This window comes from Cupriavidus sp. 09_S30 (assembly GCF_056930435.1).
Genome location: NZ_JBXOWI010000001.1, coordinates 3,232,950 through 3,249,430 on the forward strand (window position 1 = coordinate 3,232,950; position 16,481 = coordinate 3,249,430).

At 66.3% G+C, this 16,481-nt stretch carries 15 protein-coding genes and 1 tRNA gene; 5 read left to right on the forward strand and 11 right to left on the reverse strand.

The window, feature by feature from the left end:
* Positions 1–264: 264 nt before the first annotated feature.
* The 5 genes from sucD to recA all read right to left on the reverse strand — a co-directional run bounded on the left by sucD (position 265) and on the right by recA (position 5,142).
* Entirely contained in the window at positions 265–1,146 is an 882-nt protein-coding gene (sucD, locus tag AC1Z3O_RS15140; protein WP_483516517.1) for a succinate--CoA ligase subunit alpha, read from the reverse strand.
* A 95-nt stretch (positions 1,147–1,241) separates the two neighbouring features.
* On the reverse strand, positions 1,242–2,408 hold the full coding sequence (gene sucC / locus AC1Z3O_RS15145) for an ADP-forming succinate--CoA ligase subunit beta (protein WP_483516518.1): 1,167 nt from the start codon (positions 2,406–2,408) through the stop codon (positions 1,242–1,244).
* Between the two features lie 72 nt (positions 2,409–2,480).
* On the reverse strand, positions 2,481–3,152 hold the full coding sequence (locus AC1Z3O_RS15150) for a DUF2889 domain-containing protein (RefSeq protein WP_483516519.1): 672 nt from the start codon (positions 3,150–3,152) through the stop codon (positions 2,481–2,483).
* Positions 3,153–3,455: 303 nt separating this feature from the next.
* Positions 3,456–3,935, reverse strand: a complete 480-nt coding sequence (gene recX / locus AC1Z3O_RS15155) for a recombination regulator RecX (RefSeq protein WP_483516520.1) — start codon at positions 3,933–3,935, stop codon at positions 3,456–3,458.
* A 151-nt stretch (positions 3,936–4,086) separates the two neighbouring features.
* Positions 4,087–5,142: a recombinase RecA gene (gene recA / locus AC1Z3O_RS15160; RefSeq protein WP_483516521.1), complete on the reverse strand. Its 1,056-nt coding sequence runs from the start codon at positions 5,140–5,142 to the stop codon at positions 4,087–4,089.
* Between the two features lie 350 nt (positions 5,143–5,492).
* Between recA and AC1Z3O_RS15165 the strand changes: the two genes are divergently transcribed.
* From AC1Z3O_RS15165 to AC1Z3O_RS15185, 5 genes are all read left to right on the forward strand, one after another.
* Complete coding sequence (locus tag AC1Z3O_RS15165; protein WP_483516522.1) at positions 5,493–6,182, forward strand: response regulator; 690 nt, start codon at positions 5,493–5,495, stop codon at positions 6,180–6,182.
* Positions 6,183–6,228: 46 nt separating this feature from the next.
* Positions 6,229–7,815, forward strand: coding sequence for a sensor histidine kinase N-terminal domain-containing protein (locus tag AC1Z3O_RS15170; RefSeq protein ID WP_483516523.1), 1,587 nt, complete (start codon positions 6,229–6,231; stop codon positions 7,813–7,815).
* A 2-nt stretch (positions 7,816–7,817) separates the two neighbouring features.
* A complete protein-coding gene (locus AC1Z3O_RS15175; protein WP_483516524.1) occupies positions 7,818–8,114 on the forward strand; it encodes a DUF4212 domain-containing protein in 297 nt (98 codons plus the stop codon).
* A 293-nt stretch (positions 8,115–8,407) separates the two neighbouring features.
* A complete protein-coding gene (locus AC1Z3O_RS15180) occupies positions 8,408–10,108 on the forward strand; it encodes an MFS transporter (protein ID WP_483516525.1) in 1,701 nt (566 codons plus the stop codon).
* Between the two features lie 149 nt (positions 10,109–10,257).
* Positions 10,258–10,334 (forward strand) — tRNA-Met (locus tag AC1Z3O_RS15185).
* 301 nt (positions 10,335–10,635) lie between these two features.
* Here AC1Z3O_RS15185 and paaK read toward each other — a convergent pair.
* From paaK to paaB, 6 genes are all read right to left on the reverse strand, one after another.
* Complete coding sequence (paaK, locus tag AC1Z3O_RS15190) at positions 10,636–11,985, reverse strand: phenylacetate--CoA ligase PaaK (RefSeq protein ID WP_483516526.1); 1,350 nt, start codon at positions 11,983–11,985, stop codon at positions 10,636–10,638.
* A 75-nt stretch (positions 11,986–12,060) separates the two neighbouring features.
* Positions 12,061–13,725 carry a phenylacetic acid degradation protein PaaN gene (gene paaN / locus AC1Z3O_RS15195; RefSeq protein WP_483516527.1) on the reverse strand — a complete coding sequence of 555 codons (1,665 nt, stop codon included), beginning with the start codon at positions 13,723–13,725 and terminating at the stop codon, positions 12,061–12,063.
* Between the two features lie 58 nt (positions 13,726–13,783).
* On the reverse strand, positions 13,784–14,860 hold the full coding sequence (gene paaE / locus AC1Z3O_RS15200) for a 1,2-phenylacetyl-CoA epoxidase subunit PaaE (RefSeq protein WP_483516528.1): 1,077 nt from the start codon (positions 14,858–14,860) through the stop codon (positions 13,784–13,786).
* 13 nt (positions 14,861–14,873) lie between these two features.
* Positions 14,874–15,389, reverse strand: coding sequence for a 1,2-phenylacetyl-CoA epoxidase subunit PaaD (gene paaD, locus AC1Z3O_RS15205; RefSeq protein ID WP_483516529.1), 516 nt, complete (start codon positions 15,387–15,389; stop codon positions 14,874–14,876).
* Between the two features lie 5 nt (positions 15,390–15,394).
* Positions 15,395–16,147, reverse strand: a complete 753-nt coding sequence (paaC, locus tag AC1Z3O_RS15210) for a 1,2-phenylacetyl-CoA epoxidase subunit PaaC (RefSeq protein ID WP_483516530.1) — start codon at positions 16,145–16,147, stop codon at positions 15,395–15,397.
* Between the two features lie 25 nt (positions 16,148–16,172).
* The gene (gene paaB, locus AC1Z3O_RS15215) at positions 16,173–16,454 is read right to left on the reverse strand and encodes a 1,2-phenylacetyl-CoA epoxidase subunit PaaB (RefSeq protein WP_483516531.1); all 282 of its coding nucleotides are present in this window, start codon (positions 16,452–16,454) and stop codon (positions 16,173–16,175) included.
* Positions 16,455–16,481 lie beyond the last annotated feature (27 nt).

Sequence of the window (16,481 nt, forward strand, 5' to 3'; positions counted from 1 at the left end):
ATGACGGATGACAGCTCGCGCGCCGGCTCAGCGCGCCACTGCGGTATTTCGGATGTCTGAAATCTCAGACATGGAGATGTACCGTACGAACCTTTCGATTTGGTTTCAATCAGGATACCAGCAGACTCGGGAGATACCCTAGGCCCGCGTCCGCCAAAATGACAATGCCCCCGCACGGAGGCGGGGGCAAGGCGATACCGGCCGGGGCCGGCGGCCGCTACCTGTGCCGCGAAACGCGGCGGGCAGCGGTGGGAGGCGCGGAAATTACAGCGCAGCCTTCAGCAGGCGGCCCATTTCGGAGGGGTTGCGCGTGACCTTGATGCCGCACGCTTCCATGATCTCCAGCTTGGCCTGGGCGGTGTCGGCACCGCCCGAGATCAGCGCGCCGGCGTGGCCCATGCGCTTGCCCGGAGGCGCGGTCACGCCAGCGATGAAGCCAACCACCGGCTTCTTCATGTTTTCCTTGATCCAGTAGGCGGCGTTGGCCTCGTCCGGACCGCCGATCTCGCCGATCATGACGACGGCGTCGGTATCGGGATCGTCATTGAACATCTTCATGACGTCGATGTGCTTCAGGCCGTTGATGGGGTCACCACCAATGCCCACGGCCGACGACTGGCCCAGGCCCAGCGCGGTCAGCTGGCCCACGGCTTCGTAGGTCAGCGTGCCCGAGCGCGACACCACGCCGATGCGGCCCTTGCGGTGGATGTGGCCAGGCATGATGCCGATCTTGATTTCATCGGGGGTGATCAGGCCGGGGCAGTTCGGGCCGAGCAGCAGGGTCTTCTTGTTGCCCTTACGCATCTTGTCCTTGAGCTCCATCATGTCGCGCACGGGGATGCCTTCGGTGATGCAGACCACCAGGTCCAGGTCGGCGTCAACGGCTTCCCAGATCGCGGCGGCGGCGCCTGCGGGCGGCACGTAGATCACCGAGACGGTCGCGCCGGTGGCGCCCTTGGCGTCCTTGACGCTAGCGTAGATGGGGATGCCCTCGAAGTCCTCGCCGGCCTTCTTCGGGTTCACGCCGGCGACGAAGCAGTTCTTGCCGTTGGCGTAGTCACGGCAGCCACGGGTGTGGAACTGGCCGGTCTTGCCGGTGATCCCCTGGGTGATCACCTTGGTGTCTTTGTTGATCAGAATCGACATACTGTAATCCTTTGCTTGGCTGCAGGCGGCGCGCGGGCTCAAGCCCGGGCGCGCCGCTCGCGTTCGCGAATGGTTGGCGTTTCTGCGCGGGCTAATTACTTGCCGGCAGCAGCGGCCACCACCTTCTGGGCAGCCTCTTCCATGGTGTCGGCCGCGATGATGGGCAGGCCGGAGTCGGCCAGCATCTTCTTGCCGATCTCTTCGTTGGTGCCCTTCATGCGGACCACCAGCGGCACCGACAGCGACACAGCCTTCGAAGCAGCGATCACGCCTTCGGCGATCACGTCGCAGCGCATGATGCCGCCGAAGATGTTCACCAGGATGGCCTTCAGGCCGGGGTTCTTCAGCATCAGCTTGAAGGCTTCGGTCACCTTCTCGGTGGTGGCACCGCCGCCCACGTCGAGGAAGTTGGCCGGCTCGCCGCCGAACAGCTTGATGGTGTCCATGGTGGCCATGGCCAGGCCGGCGCCGTTCACCAGGCAGCCGATGTTGCCGTCCAGCGAGATGTAGGCCAGGTCGAACTTCGAAGCCTCGATCTCGTTGGCGTCTTCTTCATCCAGGTCGCGGTAGGCGACGATTTCCGGATGACGGAACAGGGCGTTGGAGTCGAAGTTGAACTTGGCGTCCAGCGCGATGACCTTGCCGTCGCCGGTCAGGATCAGCGGGTTGATTTCGGCCAGCGAAGCGTCGGTTTCCCAGAACGCCTTGTACAGGCCTTGCAGCGCCTGGCGCGCTTGCGGCAGGCTGGCGTCGGGCACGCCGATCTTGCGGGCGATGTCATCGGCATCGGCGTCCTGCAGGCCGGCTGCCGGGTCGACGATCAGGGTGTGGATCTTTTCCGGGGTGTGGGCAGCGACTTCTTCGATGTCCATGCCGCCTTCGCTGGAGGCCATCAGGGCCACCTTTTGCGACACGCGGTCCACCACCAGCGAAACGTACAGTTCCTTCTTGATGTCGGCGCCTTCTTCGATCAGCAGGCGGTTGACCTTCTTGCCTTCCGGACCGGTCTGGTGCGTGACCAGGGTCATGCCCAGGATGTTGCTGGCGTAGGTCTTGACCTCGTCCATGCTCTTGGCGACCTTCACGCCGCCGCCCTTGCCACGGCCACCCGCATGAATCTGTGCCTTCACGACCCACACCGGGCCGCCCAGGGTTTCAGCCGCCTTCAGGGCCTCGTCGATGGAGAAGGCCGGAATGCCGCGCGGAACCGGCACATTGTATTTGCGCAGGATTTCCTTGCCTTGGTACTCATGGATATTCATGCGTGTTTCCTTTCGGGTAGGCGTAAAAGGGATAAGTCTGTTGAGACGGGATCCGTGCTGGCGCCGGCCTGTTCAGCCGGCGGTCACAGTGGACCTGCCGGGCAAGGGCCGCGTTTCGCCGGACTGGCCGGCTTCGGGCCGCTGCACCGCGGGAGTCTGCGCCCCCTGGGTCCCGGGCTTGGGTTTCGGCTGGTGACCATACCAGCGCGGGTAAAACTGGCGCACCACCTCGCCTTCGAAGTGCAGGGCATGGCAGCCGTGCAACTGGTAGGGCGGGTCGGTCTGGGTATCTTCCGCGCCGTCGCGGATGCTGATGACATCGCCGGCGAAGGCCTGGATGGCGGTAGTCGGCAGCACCGAGGCCAGCTCGGTCAGGTGGGTGCATCCGGCCACGCCGCCGAGGCGCTCGCGCACGGCCTTGCGGAAGCCCTTCATCAGGTTCAGGCCCACCAGCTTGCGGTAGGCGGGACCGATGGTGTCGCAGTGGCCGGGATAAGGCACCCAGTCGGAGCAGGCGTCGGCGTCGAGCACATTCATGCGCAGGTCGATCGTCACGCGCAGCCACAGGTCATGCAGCGGCTGGCCCTCGGGGCGCACGCGCCCGCCGGCCAGCTCGATCTCGCGCGGCTTGGTGTCGGTCAGGCGGGCCTCGATGTCCCATAGCCCATCTTCCCTGAGATAGGCCTCGGCCGTAATGGCACGGCGATGCCGCAGGGCGCGGTTGACGGGCTGGGAAAGAGGCATGAGACCAGATTGAAGCGAGGACAAATAGGACGGCTCGGCCGGAAAACCGAAGGAGTTTAACATGCCGGGCCGCATTGTCCGGGAACTGCCCACGGCCGGCGCTGTCGGCGGCACATCGTCGGCCCCGGCCGCTTGCCGCGCGGATGCCTGCAACACCCGCACGGCGAAACGTGGCGCGGGCCTGCACGGTCCGAGCCGCCCGGGAATACACCTGATGGCGTCATAGGTATTTCCCAACAGACATGTATGGAAACGCACCCCGAGGGCCAGCACCGCGCCGGCGCCACGGCCGGCCTGCCCGGGCTAGCTGTCGCCTTCCGGCCATTCGTCGGGCAAGGCGTCGCCCTGCCCCATCACCTTGCCGATCACGCTGCGGGAAAAACCGCGCGCCATCATGAAACGGATCTGCTTGGCCTTGGCCTCCGGCGTATCCGGCGCCACGCCGAAGCGCTTCTGCCAGACCGCACGGGCACGCGCCAGCTCGGTGTCGGCCAGGCGCTCCTTCAAGTCTTGCAACTGCTCGCCGCCAAGCTGATGGGTCTTGGCCTCCTGCATCACCCGCGCCGCGCCGTAGCGTGCCGCGCGCCGATGCATCAGGCTGTCGACGAAGCGGGTATTGGACAGCCAGTTTTCCCGTTCGAGAGAGTCGAGCAACTGCTCCACCTCCTCGGCCGACTCGGCGTGCGGCGCCAGCTTGCGTGCCAGTTCGGCGCGGCTGTGCTCGCGGCGCGACAGGTAGCCGATGGCGCGGGCCTTGAGGGAAAGCGGAGGACGGGGTGGCATGGCGGTGGGGCGGGATGCCCGAGGCCGGGCTGACGGGGAGCCGGCGCGGACCGGTCGATGGAAGGAAGTGATAGGAGGGAGCGCCGGCAAGGCCGGCGCCCGGAGGCGGAAAAAGGGGCGCGTTGCCGGCGGGGACCGCCGGCAGCGGGAATCAGCCCTCGACCGCCTCGGCCGCGGCGCTGTTCAGCGGCGCCACGCCCAGTGCCACGCGCACCTTGTTCTCGATCTCGTTGGCGATATCGGGGTTCTCGCGCAGGAACTCGCGCGCGTTGTCCTTGCCCTGGCCGATCTTCTCGCCGTTGTAGCTGTACCAGGCGCCCGATTTCTCGACGATCTTGGCGTCCACGCCCAGGTCGATGATCTCGCCCTGGCGCGAGATGCCCTGGCCGTAGAGGATGTCGAAGAAGGCCTCGCGGAACGGCGGCGACACCTTGTTCTTGACCACCTTGACCTTGGTCTCGTTGCCGATCACGTCATCGCCCTTCTTGATCGAGCCGATGCGGCGGATGTCCAGGCGCACCGAGGCGTAGAACTTCAGCGCGTTGCCGCCGGTGGTGGTTTCGGGCGAGCCGAACATCACACCGATCTTCATGCGGATCTGGTTGATGAAGATCACCAGGCAGTTGGTGCGCTTGATGGTGCCGGTCAGCTTGCGCAGCGCCTGGCTCATCAGGCGGGCCTGCAGGCCGGGCAGCGCATCGCCCATCTCGCCCTCGATTTCCGCCTTGGGCACCAGTGCCGCCACCGAGTCGATCACGATCAGGTCGACGGAACCCGAGCGCACCAGCGCGTCGGCAATTTCCAGCGCCTGCTCGCCGGTGTCCGGCTGCGAGATCAGCAGATCGCCGACGTCCACGCCCAGCTTGCCGGCGTAGTTGACGTCCAGCGCGTGCTCGGCGTCGATAAAGGCGCAGGTGCCGCCCAGCTTCTGCATCTCGGCGACCACCTGCAGCGTCAGCGTGGTCTTGCCGGACGATTCCGGACCGTAGATCTCCACCACGCGGCCGCGCGGCAGGCCGCCCACGCCGAGCGCGACGTCCAGGCCGAGCGAGCCGGTGGACACGACCTGGATGTCCTGTTCGACCTCGCCGTCGCCCAGGCGCATGATCGAGCCCTTGCCGAATTGCTTCTCGATCTGGGAAAGCGCCGCGGCAAGTGCCTTTTGCTTCTCCGCGTTCACGCCTGCGCCCGCCTTCTTGTCGTCCATGGTCGTCCTTCCGTCAATGGTGTATAAATAGCCCGCATATGGCGCGGCGCCTGGTTTTCCGTGGATGCCGCGCCGGCACCGCCGGTGCGCCCACGCCTCAACGCTTCCGTCCTGGCGTTCCCGTTTCCGCTTTACCACGGCGTACCGAATCGCCGCGTACCGAATCGTCGCACCCGGGGGGGGGCGCGGACCCGGCAGGATCGGCTGGGCATGCAGGCCCGCTGCCGGTTCTCACCGGATGTGCGGGTACTGTATAAAAAAACAGTATGCTTGGCAAGTACCGCCTGCACCGCAGATGCACAGAGAGGCATCGACGGCGCGCGGGGCGGGCCAGGGAGGAGACACACCCTATGCGTATTCTCATCGCCGAAGATGACGACGTGCTGGCAGACGGCCTGACACGTTCGCTGCGGCAGTCCGGCTACGCCGTCGACCACGTCGCCAGCGGGCTGGAGGCCGATTCCGCGCTGTCCACGCAGAATTTCGACCTGCTCATCCTGGACCTGGGCCTGCCGCGCATGTCCGGTCTGGAGGTCCTCAAGCGGCTGCGCGCGCGCGGCGCGATGCTGCCCGTGCTGATCCTGACCGCCGCCGACAGCGTCGACGAGCGCGTCAAGGGCCTGGACCTGGGCGCCGACGACTACATGGCCAAGCCCTTCGCGCTGACCGAGCTGGAGGCCCGCGTGCGCGCCCTGGTGCGGCGCGGCGCCGGCGGCGGCGGCACGCTGATCCGGCACGGTCCGCTCACCTTCGACCAGGTCGGGAGAGTCGCCTTCCTGAACGAACAGATGCTGGAGCTGTCGGCGCGCGAGCTGGGCCTGCTGGAAATCCTGCTGGCCCGTACCGGCCGCCTGGTGTCCAAGGAGCAGCTGGTGGACCATCTGTGCGAATGGGGCGAAGAGGTCAGCAACAACGCCATCGAGGTCTATGTCCACCGGCTGCGCAAGAAGATCGAGGTGGGCGGCATCCGCATCGCCACGGTGCGCGGCCTGGGCTACTGCCTGGACAAGTACCAGCCCGCGCTGACGGCGCAGGCCTGAGCGCGGCACAGGCCCGGCCCGGAACAAAGGAAGGCATCCGCACCCCATGAGTCTGCTCGGAATATCTTGGCGTCGCCCCTTGGCGAAGCGGCGGCAAGCGGATGCGGCGGCGAATACAGCGACGGAAGCGGCGACGGATACGGCAGCCGACGACGCCTCCGACGCGGCGCTGGCCGATGCCCTGCCCCACCTCGAAGACGACGCGAACCAGGCGGCGCCGCGCTCGCTGTTCGGCGAGATCCTCGACTGGATGCTGGCGCCGCTGCTGCTGCTGTGGCCGATGAGCATCGCCGTGACCTACCTGGTCGCCAAGTCCATCGCCAACGGCCCCTACGACCGCTCGCTGGAAGCGAGCACCATCGTGCTGTCCCAGCAGGTGCGCGAAGTGAACGGCAGAGTCACGCTGCAACTGCCGCTGTCCGCGCGCGAGATCCTGCGCGCCGACGAGTCCGACAACATCTACTACCAGGTGGTGGGCACGCGCGGCGAATACGTGGCCGGCGACCGCGACCTGCCGCTGCCGGGCGAGGAGGACCAGGGCCACGCTGGCCTGGTCTCGCTGCGCGACGACCGCGTCAAGGGCAACGACGTGCGCGTGGCCTACACCTATGTCGAGCTGCGCAATGTGGCGGGCGACCAGCCGGTGCTGGTGCAGGTGGCCGAGACGCTGGACAAGCGCGCGCGGCTGGCCAACGAGATCATCAAGGGCGTGATCCTGCCGCAGTTCGTGATCCTGCCGCTGGCGGTGGTGCTGGTATGGTTCGGCCTGACGCGCGGGCTGGCGCCGCTGACCGCGATCCAGCAGCGCATCCGCGCCCGCAATCCCGGCGATACCAGCCCCATCGAAGAAGGCACGGCGCCACAGGAGATCACGCCGCTGGTGGCCTCCTTCAATGAACTGCTGGCGCGGCTGGACCAGTCGGTGCAGACGCAGAAGCGCTTCATCGCCGATGCCGCCCACCAGATGAAGACGCCGCTGGCGGGCCTGCGCATGCAGGCCGAGCTGGCGCAGCGCGAGCAGTCGCCGGAAGAACTGCGGCGCTCGCTGGCGCAGATCGCCGGCAGCTCGGAGCGCACCGCGCACCTGGTTACACAGCTGCTGTCGCTGGCGCGCATGGAGAACCTGGCCAGCGGCGCCGGCATGGCGCCGCTGAACCTGGCCGCGCTCGCGCGCGAGGTGGTCAAGGACTGGCTGCCGCGCGCCTGGGAACGGCGCATCGACCTGGGCCTGGACGCCGGCGATCACCCGGTCATGGTGCAGGGCAACCGGCTTATGCTGACGGAGATGCTGAACAACCTGATCGACAACGCCATCCGCTACACGCCGCCGGAAGGCCACGCCACGGTGAGAGTCAGCGCCGATCCCTTCGAGCCCTTCGCCTATCTCGACGTGGAAGACACCGGTCCGGGCATCCCCGTAGCGGAACGCGAGCGGGTGATGGAGCGCTTCTACCGTGTGCTCGGCACCAATACCGAGGGCAGCGGCCTGGGCCTGCCCATCGTGCGCGAGATCGTGCAGCAGCACGGCGGCGAGATCCACATCCTCGACAACGTCTACCAGCAGGAGCCGCGCCGCGCCGGCGCGCGCCTGCATGTCACGCTGCGGCGGCCCGCCGCCGGCACGGACCACTGAGCATGGCCAGCCCCCACGACACACCCGCCGAGCAGCGCGCCTGGCACTGCAACCTGCGCTGGATCGCCGCGCTGCTGGCGATCTGGTTCCTCGTCACCTTCGTGGTGAGCTGGTTCGCGCGCGAACTGCGCTTCGACTTCTTCGGCTGGCCCTTCTCCTTCTGGGTCAGCGCCCAGGGCGCACTGGTGGTCTACGTGCTGATGGCGGCCGTCTACGCCTGGCGCATGAATCGGGCCGACGATGAAGCCGCCGCGGTGCCGACCGCCGTGGACAGCACCGCGCGCGACGATGCTGCGTAGCGGCATGTGACGCGCGGCGCCAGCCGCCTTTTTCCCGCCGATTCCCGTTTGTGCCGTTTGTGGCTTGCGCAACGCAGCAAGAACGCATGCGTGGCAACGCACGCTTCGAACTAGCGCGAACTAGCGTATACCCCGACCTTTCCAGCGCGATTCTTCCGGGAATCTGTCAGAACGCAGTAAGTTTCGCCTCCCACAATCCTTGCAACTTCTGCCGGCCCGGCGCTTCCTGATGCGCTCGCGCGCATCCGCGCCACAACCGGACGAAGACCCCAACGACAATCGGAGGAGACATCATGGCTAATGCGCAGCAGGTTGCGATGCCGCGAGGCAGTGCACAGAACGCACCCATGACCAGCGAGGAAAAGAAGGTCATCCTGGCCTCATCGCTCGGTACGGTGTTCGAGTGGTACGACTTTTATCTGTACGGTTCACTGGCGGCGATCATCGCCAAGCAGTTCTTCGCCGGCCTGGACCCGACCTCCGCCTTCATCTTCGCCCTGCTCGCATTCGCCGCCGGCTTCATCGTGCGCCCCTTCGGCGCGCTGGTGTTCGGCCGCCTCGGCGACATGATCGGCCGCAAGTACACCTTCCTGGTGACCATCCTGATCATGGGCTTGTCCACCTTCATCGTCGGCCTGCTGCCCGGCTATGCGACGATCGGCTGGGCCGCGCCGGTGATCCTGATCGCCCTGCGCATGCTGCAGGGCCTGGCACTGGGCGGCGAGTACGGCGGCGCCGCCACCTATGTGGCCGAGCACGCCCCGCACGGCAAGCGCGGCTCCTACACCTCGTGGATCCAGACCACCGCCACGCTGGGCCTGTTCCTGTCGCTGCTGGTGATCCTGCTGGTGCGCGAAGTGACGGGCGCCGCCTTCGAGGACTGGGGCTGGCGCATTCCCTTCCTGGTCTCCATCCTGCTGCTGGGCACGTCGGTCTACATCCGCCTGTCGATGAGCGAATCGCCCGCCTTCCAGAAGATGAAGGCCGAGGGCAAGACCTCCAAGGCCCCGCTGACCGAGGCCTTCGGCCAGTGGCGTAACCTGAAGATCGTGATCCTGGCCCTGATCGGCCTGACCGCCGGCCAGGCGGTGGTCTGGTACACCGGCCAGTTCTACGCCCTGTTCTTCCTGACCCAGGTGCTCAAGGTCGATGCCAAGACAGCCAACCTGCTGATTGCCGGCGCCCTGCTGATCGGCACGCCCTTCTTCGTCTTCTTCGGTTCGCTGTCGGACAAGATCGGCCGCAAGTGGATCATCATGGTAGGCTGCGCGCTCGCCGTGCTGACCTACTTCCCGCTGTTCAAGGCAATGACCCACTACGCCAACCCGGCGCTGGAGCGCGCCCAGCAGACGGCGCAGATCGTCGTGACCGCCGACCCGTCGCAGTGCTCGTTCCAGGGCAGCCCGATCGCCCGCGAGATCGACTTCCGCAGCTCCTGCGACATCGTCAAGCGCACCCTGGCCCAGGCCAGCGCCAGCTATGAAGTGGTCAGCGCCCCGGCCGGCACCGTGGCCTCGGTGAAGATCGGCGACAAGGAACTCCCCGCCTTCAACGCCGGCCTGACTGCCGATCGCCACAGCTTCGACGACCAGAGCAAGAAGCAGATCGCCGCCTTCAAGAAGTCGGTGAGCGACGCCATGAGCGCCGCCGGCTACCCGAGCAAGGCCGACCCCGCCCAGATGAACACCGTGATGGTGCTGGTGCTGCTGGTCATCCTGGTGATCTACGTGACCATGGTCTACGGCCCGATCGCCGCGATGCTGGTGGAAATGTTCCCCACCCGCATCCGCTACACCTCCATGTCGCTGCCCTACCATATCGGCAACGGCTGGTTCGGCGGCCTGCTGCCCACCATCTCCTTCGCCCTGGTGGCGCAGAACGGCAATATCTACTACGGCCTCTGGTATCCGATCATCATCGCTGCCGTCACCTTCGTGATCGGCGCGCTGTTTATCCGCGAGACCAAGGACGTCGATATCTACGCTCACGACTGAGCCCGGGCAACGCCCGGCGTCCGGCCCAACCGGCCGGCGCCGGGGCGGCTGCCGCCGGCCCGCATCGCACCGCCGGCAGCCGCTCCCAAAAACTTTGCACAAGGCTATTGACAGCGTCTGAAGGCCACGTATAATAGCGGTCTTCCAACGGCGAATTAGCTCAGTCGGTTAGAGCGACGGAATCATAATCCGCAGGTCCGGGGTTCGAATCCCTGATTCGCCACCAGTTTCAAGCGAAAGCCGCGTTCCCGCAAGGGTTCGCGGCTTTTTGCTTAGGCTTGCCGCGCAAGGTGTAGCACACGGGTGTAGCACAACCTATGTCCCGCTACGTTCAGCGCTCCCGCCACGGCACGGCCTACCTCTTCCGAAGGCGCGTGCCGCCGCCGAACTTCCCCCCCCAGGCCAAGCCAGCGCTGCTGGAAAGTCCCGCAGCAAGAACGAACGCCCCGCTTGGCGGGGCATAAGGCAGGGGAAACGGAATGAGAAAGCCCAAGCCGCGGCCGGGGGCCCGGCCGCGGCTTGGCGCGCTAGATCGCGCCGGCCGGCTGCTCGCGCGTGATCTTGGGCCGCATATCGAGCACGCGCCGCACCTTGCCCGCGCCGCTACGGTCGATGCCTTGCGCATCCACCACCTGCACGCGCGTGGTAACGCCGACGTAGGTCTTGATCTGATCCTTCAGCTCGCGCTCCAGCGCCGCCCTGTCGTCGGCGCCCAGCGGGGCCGGGCGATCCGGCCGCGTCTCGACGCGGACCTCGAGCTTGTCCATGTGTCCGTCGCGGGTGACCAGCAGTTGGTACTGCGGCGCCAGCGCCGGGGCCTTCAGGATCAGTTCCTCGATCTGCGAGGGGAACACGTTGACACCGCGGATGATCAGCATGTCGTCCGAGCGGCCGGTGATCTTGCCGATGCGGCGCATCGAGCGCGACGTGGGCGGCAGCAGGCGAGTCAGGTCGCGGGTGCGGTAGCGGATCACCGGCAGCGCTTCCTTGGTGAGGGAGGTGAACACCAGTTCGCCCTCTTCGCCGTCCGGCAGCACTTCTCCGGTCCGCGGATCGATGATCTCGGCGTAGAAATGGTCTTCCCAGATGACCGGGCCGTCCTTGCTTTCCACGCATTCGCATGCGACGCCCGGGCCCATCACTTCCGACAAGCCATAGATGTCGACGGCATCGATGCCGGCACGGGCTTCGATCTCGGCACGCATGGCGTCGGTCCAGGGCTCGGCACCGAAGATGCCGATCTTCAGCGAGCTTTCGGACGGCTCCATGCCCTGGCGGATCATCTCATCGATCAGGTTCAGCATATAGGACGGCGTGACCATGATGATGTTCGGCTGGAACTCGCGGATGAGCTGAACCTGCTTCTCGGTCTGCCCGCCGGACATCGGGATCACCGTGCAGCCGGCCCTCTCTGCGCCGTAGTGCGCCCCGAGCCCGCCGGTGAACAGGCCATAGCCGTAGCTCACATGCACCATGTCCCCGGGACGGCCGCCGGCGGCACGGATGGAGCGCGCGACGATGCCGGCCCAGGTGTCGATATCGCGGGCGGTATAGCCCACTACAGTCGGCTTGCCGGTCGTGCCGCTGGACGCATGCACCCGCGCCACCTTCTCGCGCGGCACGGCAAACATGCCGAAGGGATAGTTGTCGCGCAGGTCCTGCTTGCTCAGGAACGGGAACTTCGCAAGGTCGGACAGCGACTTCAGGTCGTCCGGATGCACCCCGGCGGCGGCAAACGCCTTGCGGTAGTGCGGCACGTTGTCATAGGCATGGCGCACGCTCCATTTGAGCCGTTCGAGCTGCAGCGCCTGCAATTCATCGCGGCTGGCGCGCTCGATCGGCTCCAGCTCGTCGGGGTGGGAAGTGCGTTGGACCATTGTCTACTCCATCATTGTCGTGGCGCCACATGCATAGGGGGCCGGCGCGGGGAACTACCGAACTACAGGCACGGTTCAGATATGGGAACGGCTCTGCACCACGCGGAAACGGTTGGCGACGAAGGCCGCGTCCGACAGCGACGCATTGGCCGCCGGATTGGCGCCGGTGGCATGGAAATCGCTGAACGCCGCCGACTGGTTGACGAAGACAGCGCCGGTCAGGTTGAGCGACAGCGCCACGCCGCCATCCACGGCCGCGTCGCGGATGGCCTCGGCCACGCCGTCGTCGGTGGTGTAGGCGGACAGCGTCAGCGCGCCATGTTCCTTCGCACCGCGGTGGGCGAGCGCGACGCTGTGCGCCGTGTCATCGGTGGCCACCACGAAGGAGATCGGGCCGAACAGCTCCTGCATGATCTTGCCCTCGTCGCTGGCATCCACCTTGAGCACCAGCGGCGTACGCACTCGCGCAGCGGGGAACTCCGGGTGCTGCAGCGTACGGCTGTCGACAACGATCTCGCCCAGCGCGCGCGATGCCTCGATGCGCTGCACCACACCATCGTTCTGGATCGCGCCCAGCAGCTCCACCGCCTTGGCGGGGTCGGCGCCCAGCTTGCCCACGGCCTCGCCGATGGCGCCGGCCACCTGCTCGAAGCTCAGATGCCCCTCGGGTGTTTCGATGCCGCCCTTGGGCACATAGATGTTCTGCGGCGCGGTGCACATCTGGCCCGAATACAGCGACAGCGAGAAGGCGATATTGCGCACCATGCCTTTGAAGTCGCTGGTGGAGTCGATGATGATCTGGTTGACCCCGGCCTTCTCCGTGAACACGTGCGCCTGGTGCGCATTGCGCTCCAGCCAGTCGCCGTTGGCGCTGCTGCCGGTGAAGTCGATCAGGCGCACTTCCGGACGCAGGGCGAGCTTCGACGCCATGCGCTCGGTGGGGTCGTTGGCCACCAGCGTGACGATGTTGGGATCGAAGCCGGCTTCCTGCAGCACTTCGCGGGCCACTTCCACGGTGATGGCCAGCGGCAGGATGGCGCCGGGGTGCGGCTTGACCACCACCGCATTGCCGGTCGCCAGGCTGGCGAACAGGCCGGGGTAGCCGTTCCACGTCGGGAACGTGCAGCAGCCGATGACGAGGCCCACGCCGCGCGGCACCACCGTATAGCGCTTCTCCATGCGCAGCGGCTCATTCTTGCCCTGCGGCTTTTCCCAGACTGCGCGCTGGGGGATACGGCGCATCTCGTCCCAGGCATAGGCCACGGCCTCCAGCCCACGGTCCTGCGCGTGGGGACCGCCCGCCTGGAAGGCCATCATGAAGGCCTGGCCGGTGGTATGCATGACGGCGTATGCCATCTCGAAGCTGCGCCGGTTCAAGCGCTGCAGGATTTCCAGCGATACGCCGACCCAGGCCTCCGGCCCGGCCTTGCGCCAGGCGGGCAGGCCCTCGGCCACGCCGGCGAAGAGCTGGTCGAGATCCGGCTTCGGATAGCTGACACCCAGCTCGATGCCATAGGGCGAGACTTCCTTGCCGGCCTGCCCGATGGTGCCGGGCTGCGTGAGCGCGAACGGCTTGTTCAGGCGGGCTTCGAAAGCGGCCTTGCCATCCGCATTGGCGGTTTCGCCGTAGACCCTGGGGCTCGGCATCTCGGTGAACGGGCTCCAGTAGCCGCGCTCGGCGATGGCCTGGGTGGCTTGTTCGAGCAGCGCCTGGTGACGCGTGAAGAAGGGATGGGACACGGCTTGCTCCGCAATGAAACAGGTTCTGGATTCGGGAAATTGACGGACCGGGAACGCTTCAGGTTTCCTGGTCGAAATCGATCACCAGCTTGTCGGTGACGGCGTAGCTCTGGCAGCTCAGGATGAAACCGCGGGCCACTTCGTAGTCTTCGAGCGCGAAGTTGACGTCCATGTCGACCTCGCCTTCGATGCGCTTGCAGCGGCAGGTCGAACAAACGCCGCCCTTGCAGGAATACGGCAGCTCGATCCCCTGCGCCAGCGCCGCGTCGAGGATGGTCTCCTTGTTCTTGTCCAGCGTGAAGGAGCGCGTGCGCCCGTCCTGGATCACCGTGACCTCGCACTGCTGCTGGCCCAAGGCCTTGTGCGCGTGCGCCGCCGGGCGGGCTGCCGGAATGCTGGTGGCAAACAGCTCCCGCTTGATGCGGGACTTGTCCACGCCGTTATCCTGCAGTGCCTGCGACACCCCTTCCATCATCGACTGCGGGCCGCAGATAAAGGCCACGTCGATATCCTGCGGCTGCACCCAGTGGCGCAGCAGCGCGTTGACCTTGTCGCCATCGATGCGGCCGTTGAACAGCTCGATGTCCAACTGTTCGCGGCTCAGCACGAAGACCAGGTTGAAGCGCTCCAGGTAGCTGTCCTTGAGGTCTTCGAGCTCTTCCTTGAACAGCACTGAGGACGACGCGCGGTTGCCGTAGAACAGCGTGAAGCGGCTGTGCGGCTCCGCCATCAGCGTGGTCTTGATGATCGACAGCAGCGGCGTGATGCCGCTGCCGGCGGCGAATGCCACATAGTGCCGCGCCTGCGCGGACGACAGCGGCACGTGGAAATGCCCCGACGGCGGCATCGCTTCCAGCGTCATGCCCGGCTGCAGCAAGTCATTGGCCCAGTTCGAGAACACCCCGCCATCGACCCGCTTGATTGCCACGCGCAACTGCTCATCCTGCACTGCCGAGCAGATCGAGTAGGAGCGGCGCACGTCCTCGCCGTCGATGCCCGCGCGCAGCGTGAGATGCTGGCCCTGTACGTAGCGAAAGGTCTCCGCCAGTTCTTCCGGCACGGCGAACGTCACCGCCACGGCGTCACGCGTTTCGCGCCTGACCGTGGTCACGGTCAGCTCATGGAATCTGCTCATCTCGTACCTCTTCCTAGTGAGCCTTGAAGTAGTCGAACGGCTCCCTGCACTCGCCGCAGCGATACAGGGCCTTGCATGCGGTCGAGCCGAACTGGCTGACCAGGCGTGTGTGCCGCGAACCGCAGTGGGGACACGTCACCACCAGTGCAGGCGATGCCTTGCGGCTGATGCCGCTGATATCGATCACCTGCTGGGCGGGCGGCGCGATGCCGTAGCCGCTCAGGTTGGCCTTGCCGCGCGGGCTCATCCAGTCGGTGGTCCAGGCCGGCGCCAGGCGCGTCTGCACGCTGACGTGATCGACCCCGTGCGCGGCCAGCGTGCGCTCGATATCCGCGCGGATCGCCGTCATCGCCGGGCAGCCGGAATACGTCGGCGTGATGGTGATGACGCACGCTTCGCCTTCCCACGCCACCGCCCGTACGATGCCCAGGTCCACCACCGAGATCACCGGGATCTCCGGATCGGGCACCTTGTCGAGCCAGGCCCAGACCTGTTCGACGGCCGCGCGCTCTGTGCTTGGCGCCGTCATGATGCTCACCACTGCGCGCCGGGATAGGCGCGCTGCAGGAACTGCATCTCGGCCAGCAGGTAGCCAAGGTGTTCGGTATGGCGCCCATGGCGGCCACCGCTTTGCGCCCAGCCGTCCGCGGGCCGGCGCAGCGTGGCTTCATCGAGCACTTCGCCGACGTGGCGCAGCCACGGCTCGGCCAGCGACGCCGGATCGACGGCAACGCCTTGCGCAACCAGCGCGGCGTCGGCCGCATCGGACTCGAACAGCTCGCCCGTGTACATCCAGAGGTCGTCGATCGCGTCCTGCATGCGGCGATGGCTCTCTTCGGTGCCATCACCCAGGCGCACCACCAGGTCGGCGCTGCGCCGCACGTGGTAGCTCACTTCCTTCAACGACTTGGCAGCGATCTCGGCGATGCGGGCATCGGTCGATTGCTGCAGGCCTTCCAGCACGAAGTAATGCCAGGTGTCGAACAGGAACTGCCTGGCCAGCGTATCGGCATAGCTGCCGTTGGGCTGTTCCACCAGCAGCAGGTTGCGGAACTGGTGCGCATCGCGCAGGTAGGCGAGTTGGTCCGCGCTGCGGCCCGCGCCTTCCACCTCGGCGGCATAGCCCAGCCACAAGCGGGTCTGGCCGATCAGGTCCAGCGCCACATTGGTCAGCGCAATGTCCTCTTCCAGCGCGGGGCCGCGGCCGCACCATTCCGACAGGCGCTGGCCCAGCACCAGCGTGGTGTCGCCGAGGCGGAGCAGGTATTCGAGCTTGTGGTGGTCCATGGTGGAGCGTTCCTTGCGCGTAAAACTAGATGTGCTTGACCTCTTCCGGCATCGGGAAGAAGGTCGGATGCCGGTAGATCTTGCTGTTGGCGGGCTCGAACAGAGGCCCCTTGTCGCCAGGACTGCTGGCGACGACGTCGCCGGCCTTGACCACCCAGACGCTGACGCCCTCATTGCGCCGCGTATAAACGTCGCGCGCATTGTTGATGGCCATTTCGCCGTCCGGCGCATGCAGGCTTCCCACGTGCTTGTGGGCCAGGCCGTGCTGGCTGCGGATAAAGATCTCCCAAAGCGGCCACTCTTTCATGGCAACTCTCCTGTCTCGTTTGCGGTG

Excerpts from the sequence above, each read along its gene's own strand:
- sucD (WP_483516517.1), bottom strand. The coding sequence starts at position 1,146 with ATGTCGATTCTGATCAACAAAGACACCAAGGTGATCACCCAGGGGATC.
- sucC (WP_483516518.1), bottom strand. The coding sequence starts at position 2,408 with ATGAATATCCATGAGTACCAAGGCAAGGAAATCCTGCGCAAATACAAT.
- AC1Z3O_RS15150 (WP_483516519.1), bottom strand. The coding sequence starts at position 3,152 with ATGCCTCTTTCCCAGCCCGTCAACCGCGCCCTGCGGCATCGCCGTGCC.
- recX (WP_483516520.1), bottom strand. The coding sequence starts at position 3,935 with ATGCCACCCCGTCCTCCGCTTTCCCTCAAGGCCCGCGCCATCGGCTAC.
- recA (WP_483516521.1), bottom strand. The coding sequence starts at position 5,142 with ATGGACGACAAGAAGGCGGGCGCAGGCGTGAACGCGGAGAAGCAAAAG.
- AC1Z3O_RS15165 (WP_483516522.1), top strand. The coding sequence starts at position 5,493 with ATGCGTATTCTCATCGCCGAAGATGACGACGTGCTGGCAGACGGCCTG.
- AC1Z3O_RS15170 (WP_483516523.1), top strand. The coding sequence starts at position 6,229 with ATGAGTCTGCTCGGAATATCTTGGCGTCGCCCCTTGGCGAAGCGGCGG.
- AC1Z3O_RS15175 (WP_483516524.1), top strand. The coding sequence starts at position 7,818 with ATGGCCAGCCCCCACGACACACCCGCCGAGCAGCGCGCCTGGCACTGC.
- AC1Z3O_RS15180 (WP_483516525.1), top strand. The coding sequence starts at position 8,408 with ATGGCTAATGCGCAGCAGGTTGCGATGCCGCGAGGCAGTGCACAGAAC.
- paaK (WP_483516526.1), bottom strand. The coding sequence starts at position 11,985 with ATGGTCCAACGCACTTCCCACCCCGACGAGCTGGAGCCGATCGAGCGC.
- paaE (WP_483516528.1), bottom strand. The coding sequence starts at position 14,860 with ATGAGCAGATTCCATGAGCTGACCGTGACCACGGTCAGGCGCGAAACG.
- paaD (WP_483516529.1), bottom strand. The coding sequence starts at position 15,389 with ATGACGGCGCCAAGCACAGAGCGCGCGGCCGTCGAACAGGTCTGGGCC.
- paaC (WP_483516530.1), bottom strand. The coding sequence starts at position 16,147 with ATGGACCACCACAAGCTCGAATACCTGCTCCGCCTCGGCGACACCACG.
- paaB (WP_483516531.1), bottom strand. The coding sequence starts at position 16,454 with ATGAAAGAGTGGCCGCTTTGGGAGATCTTTATCCGCAGCCAGCACGGC.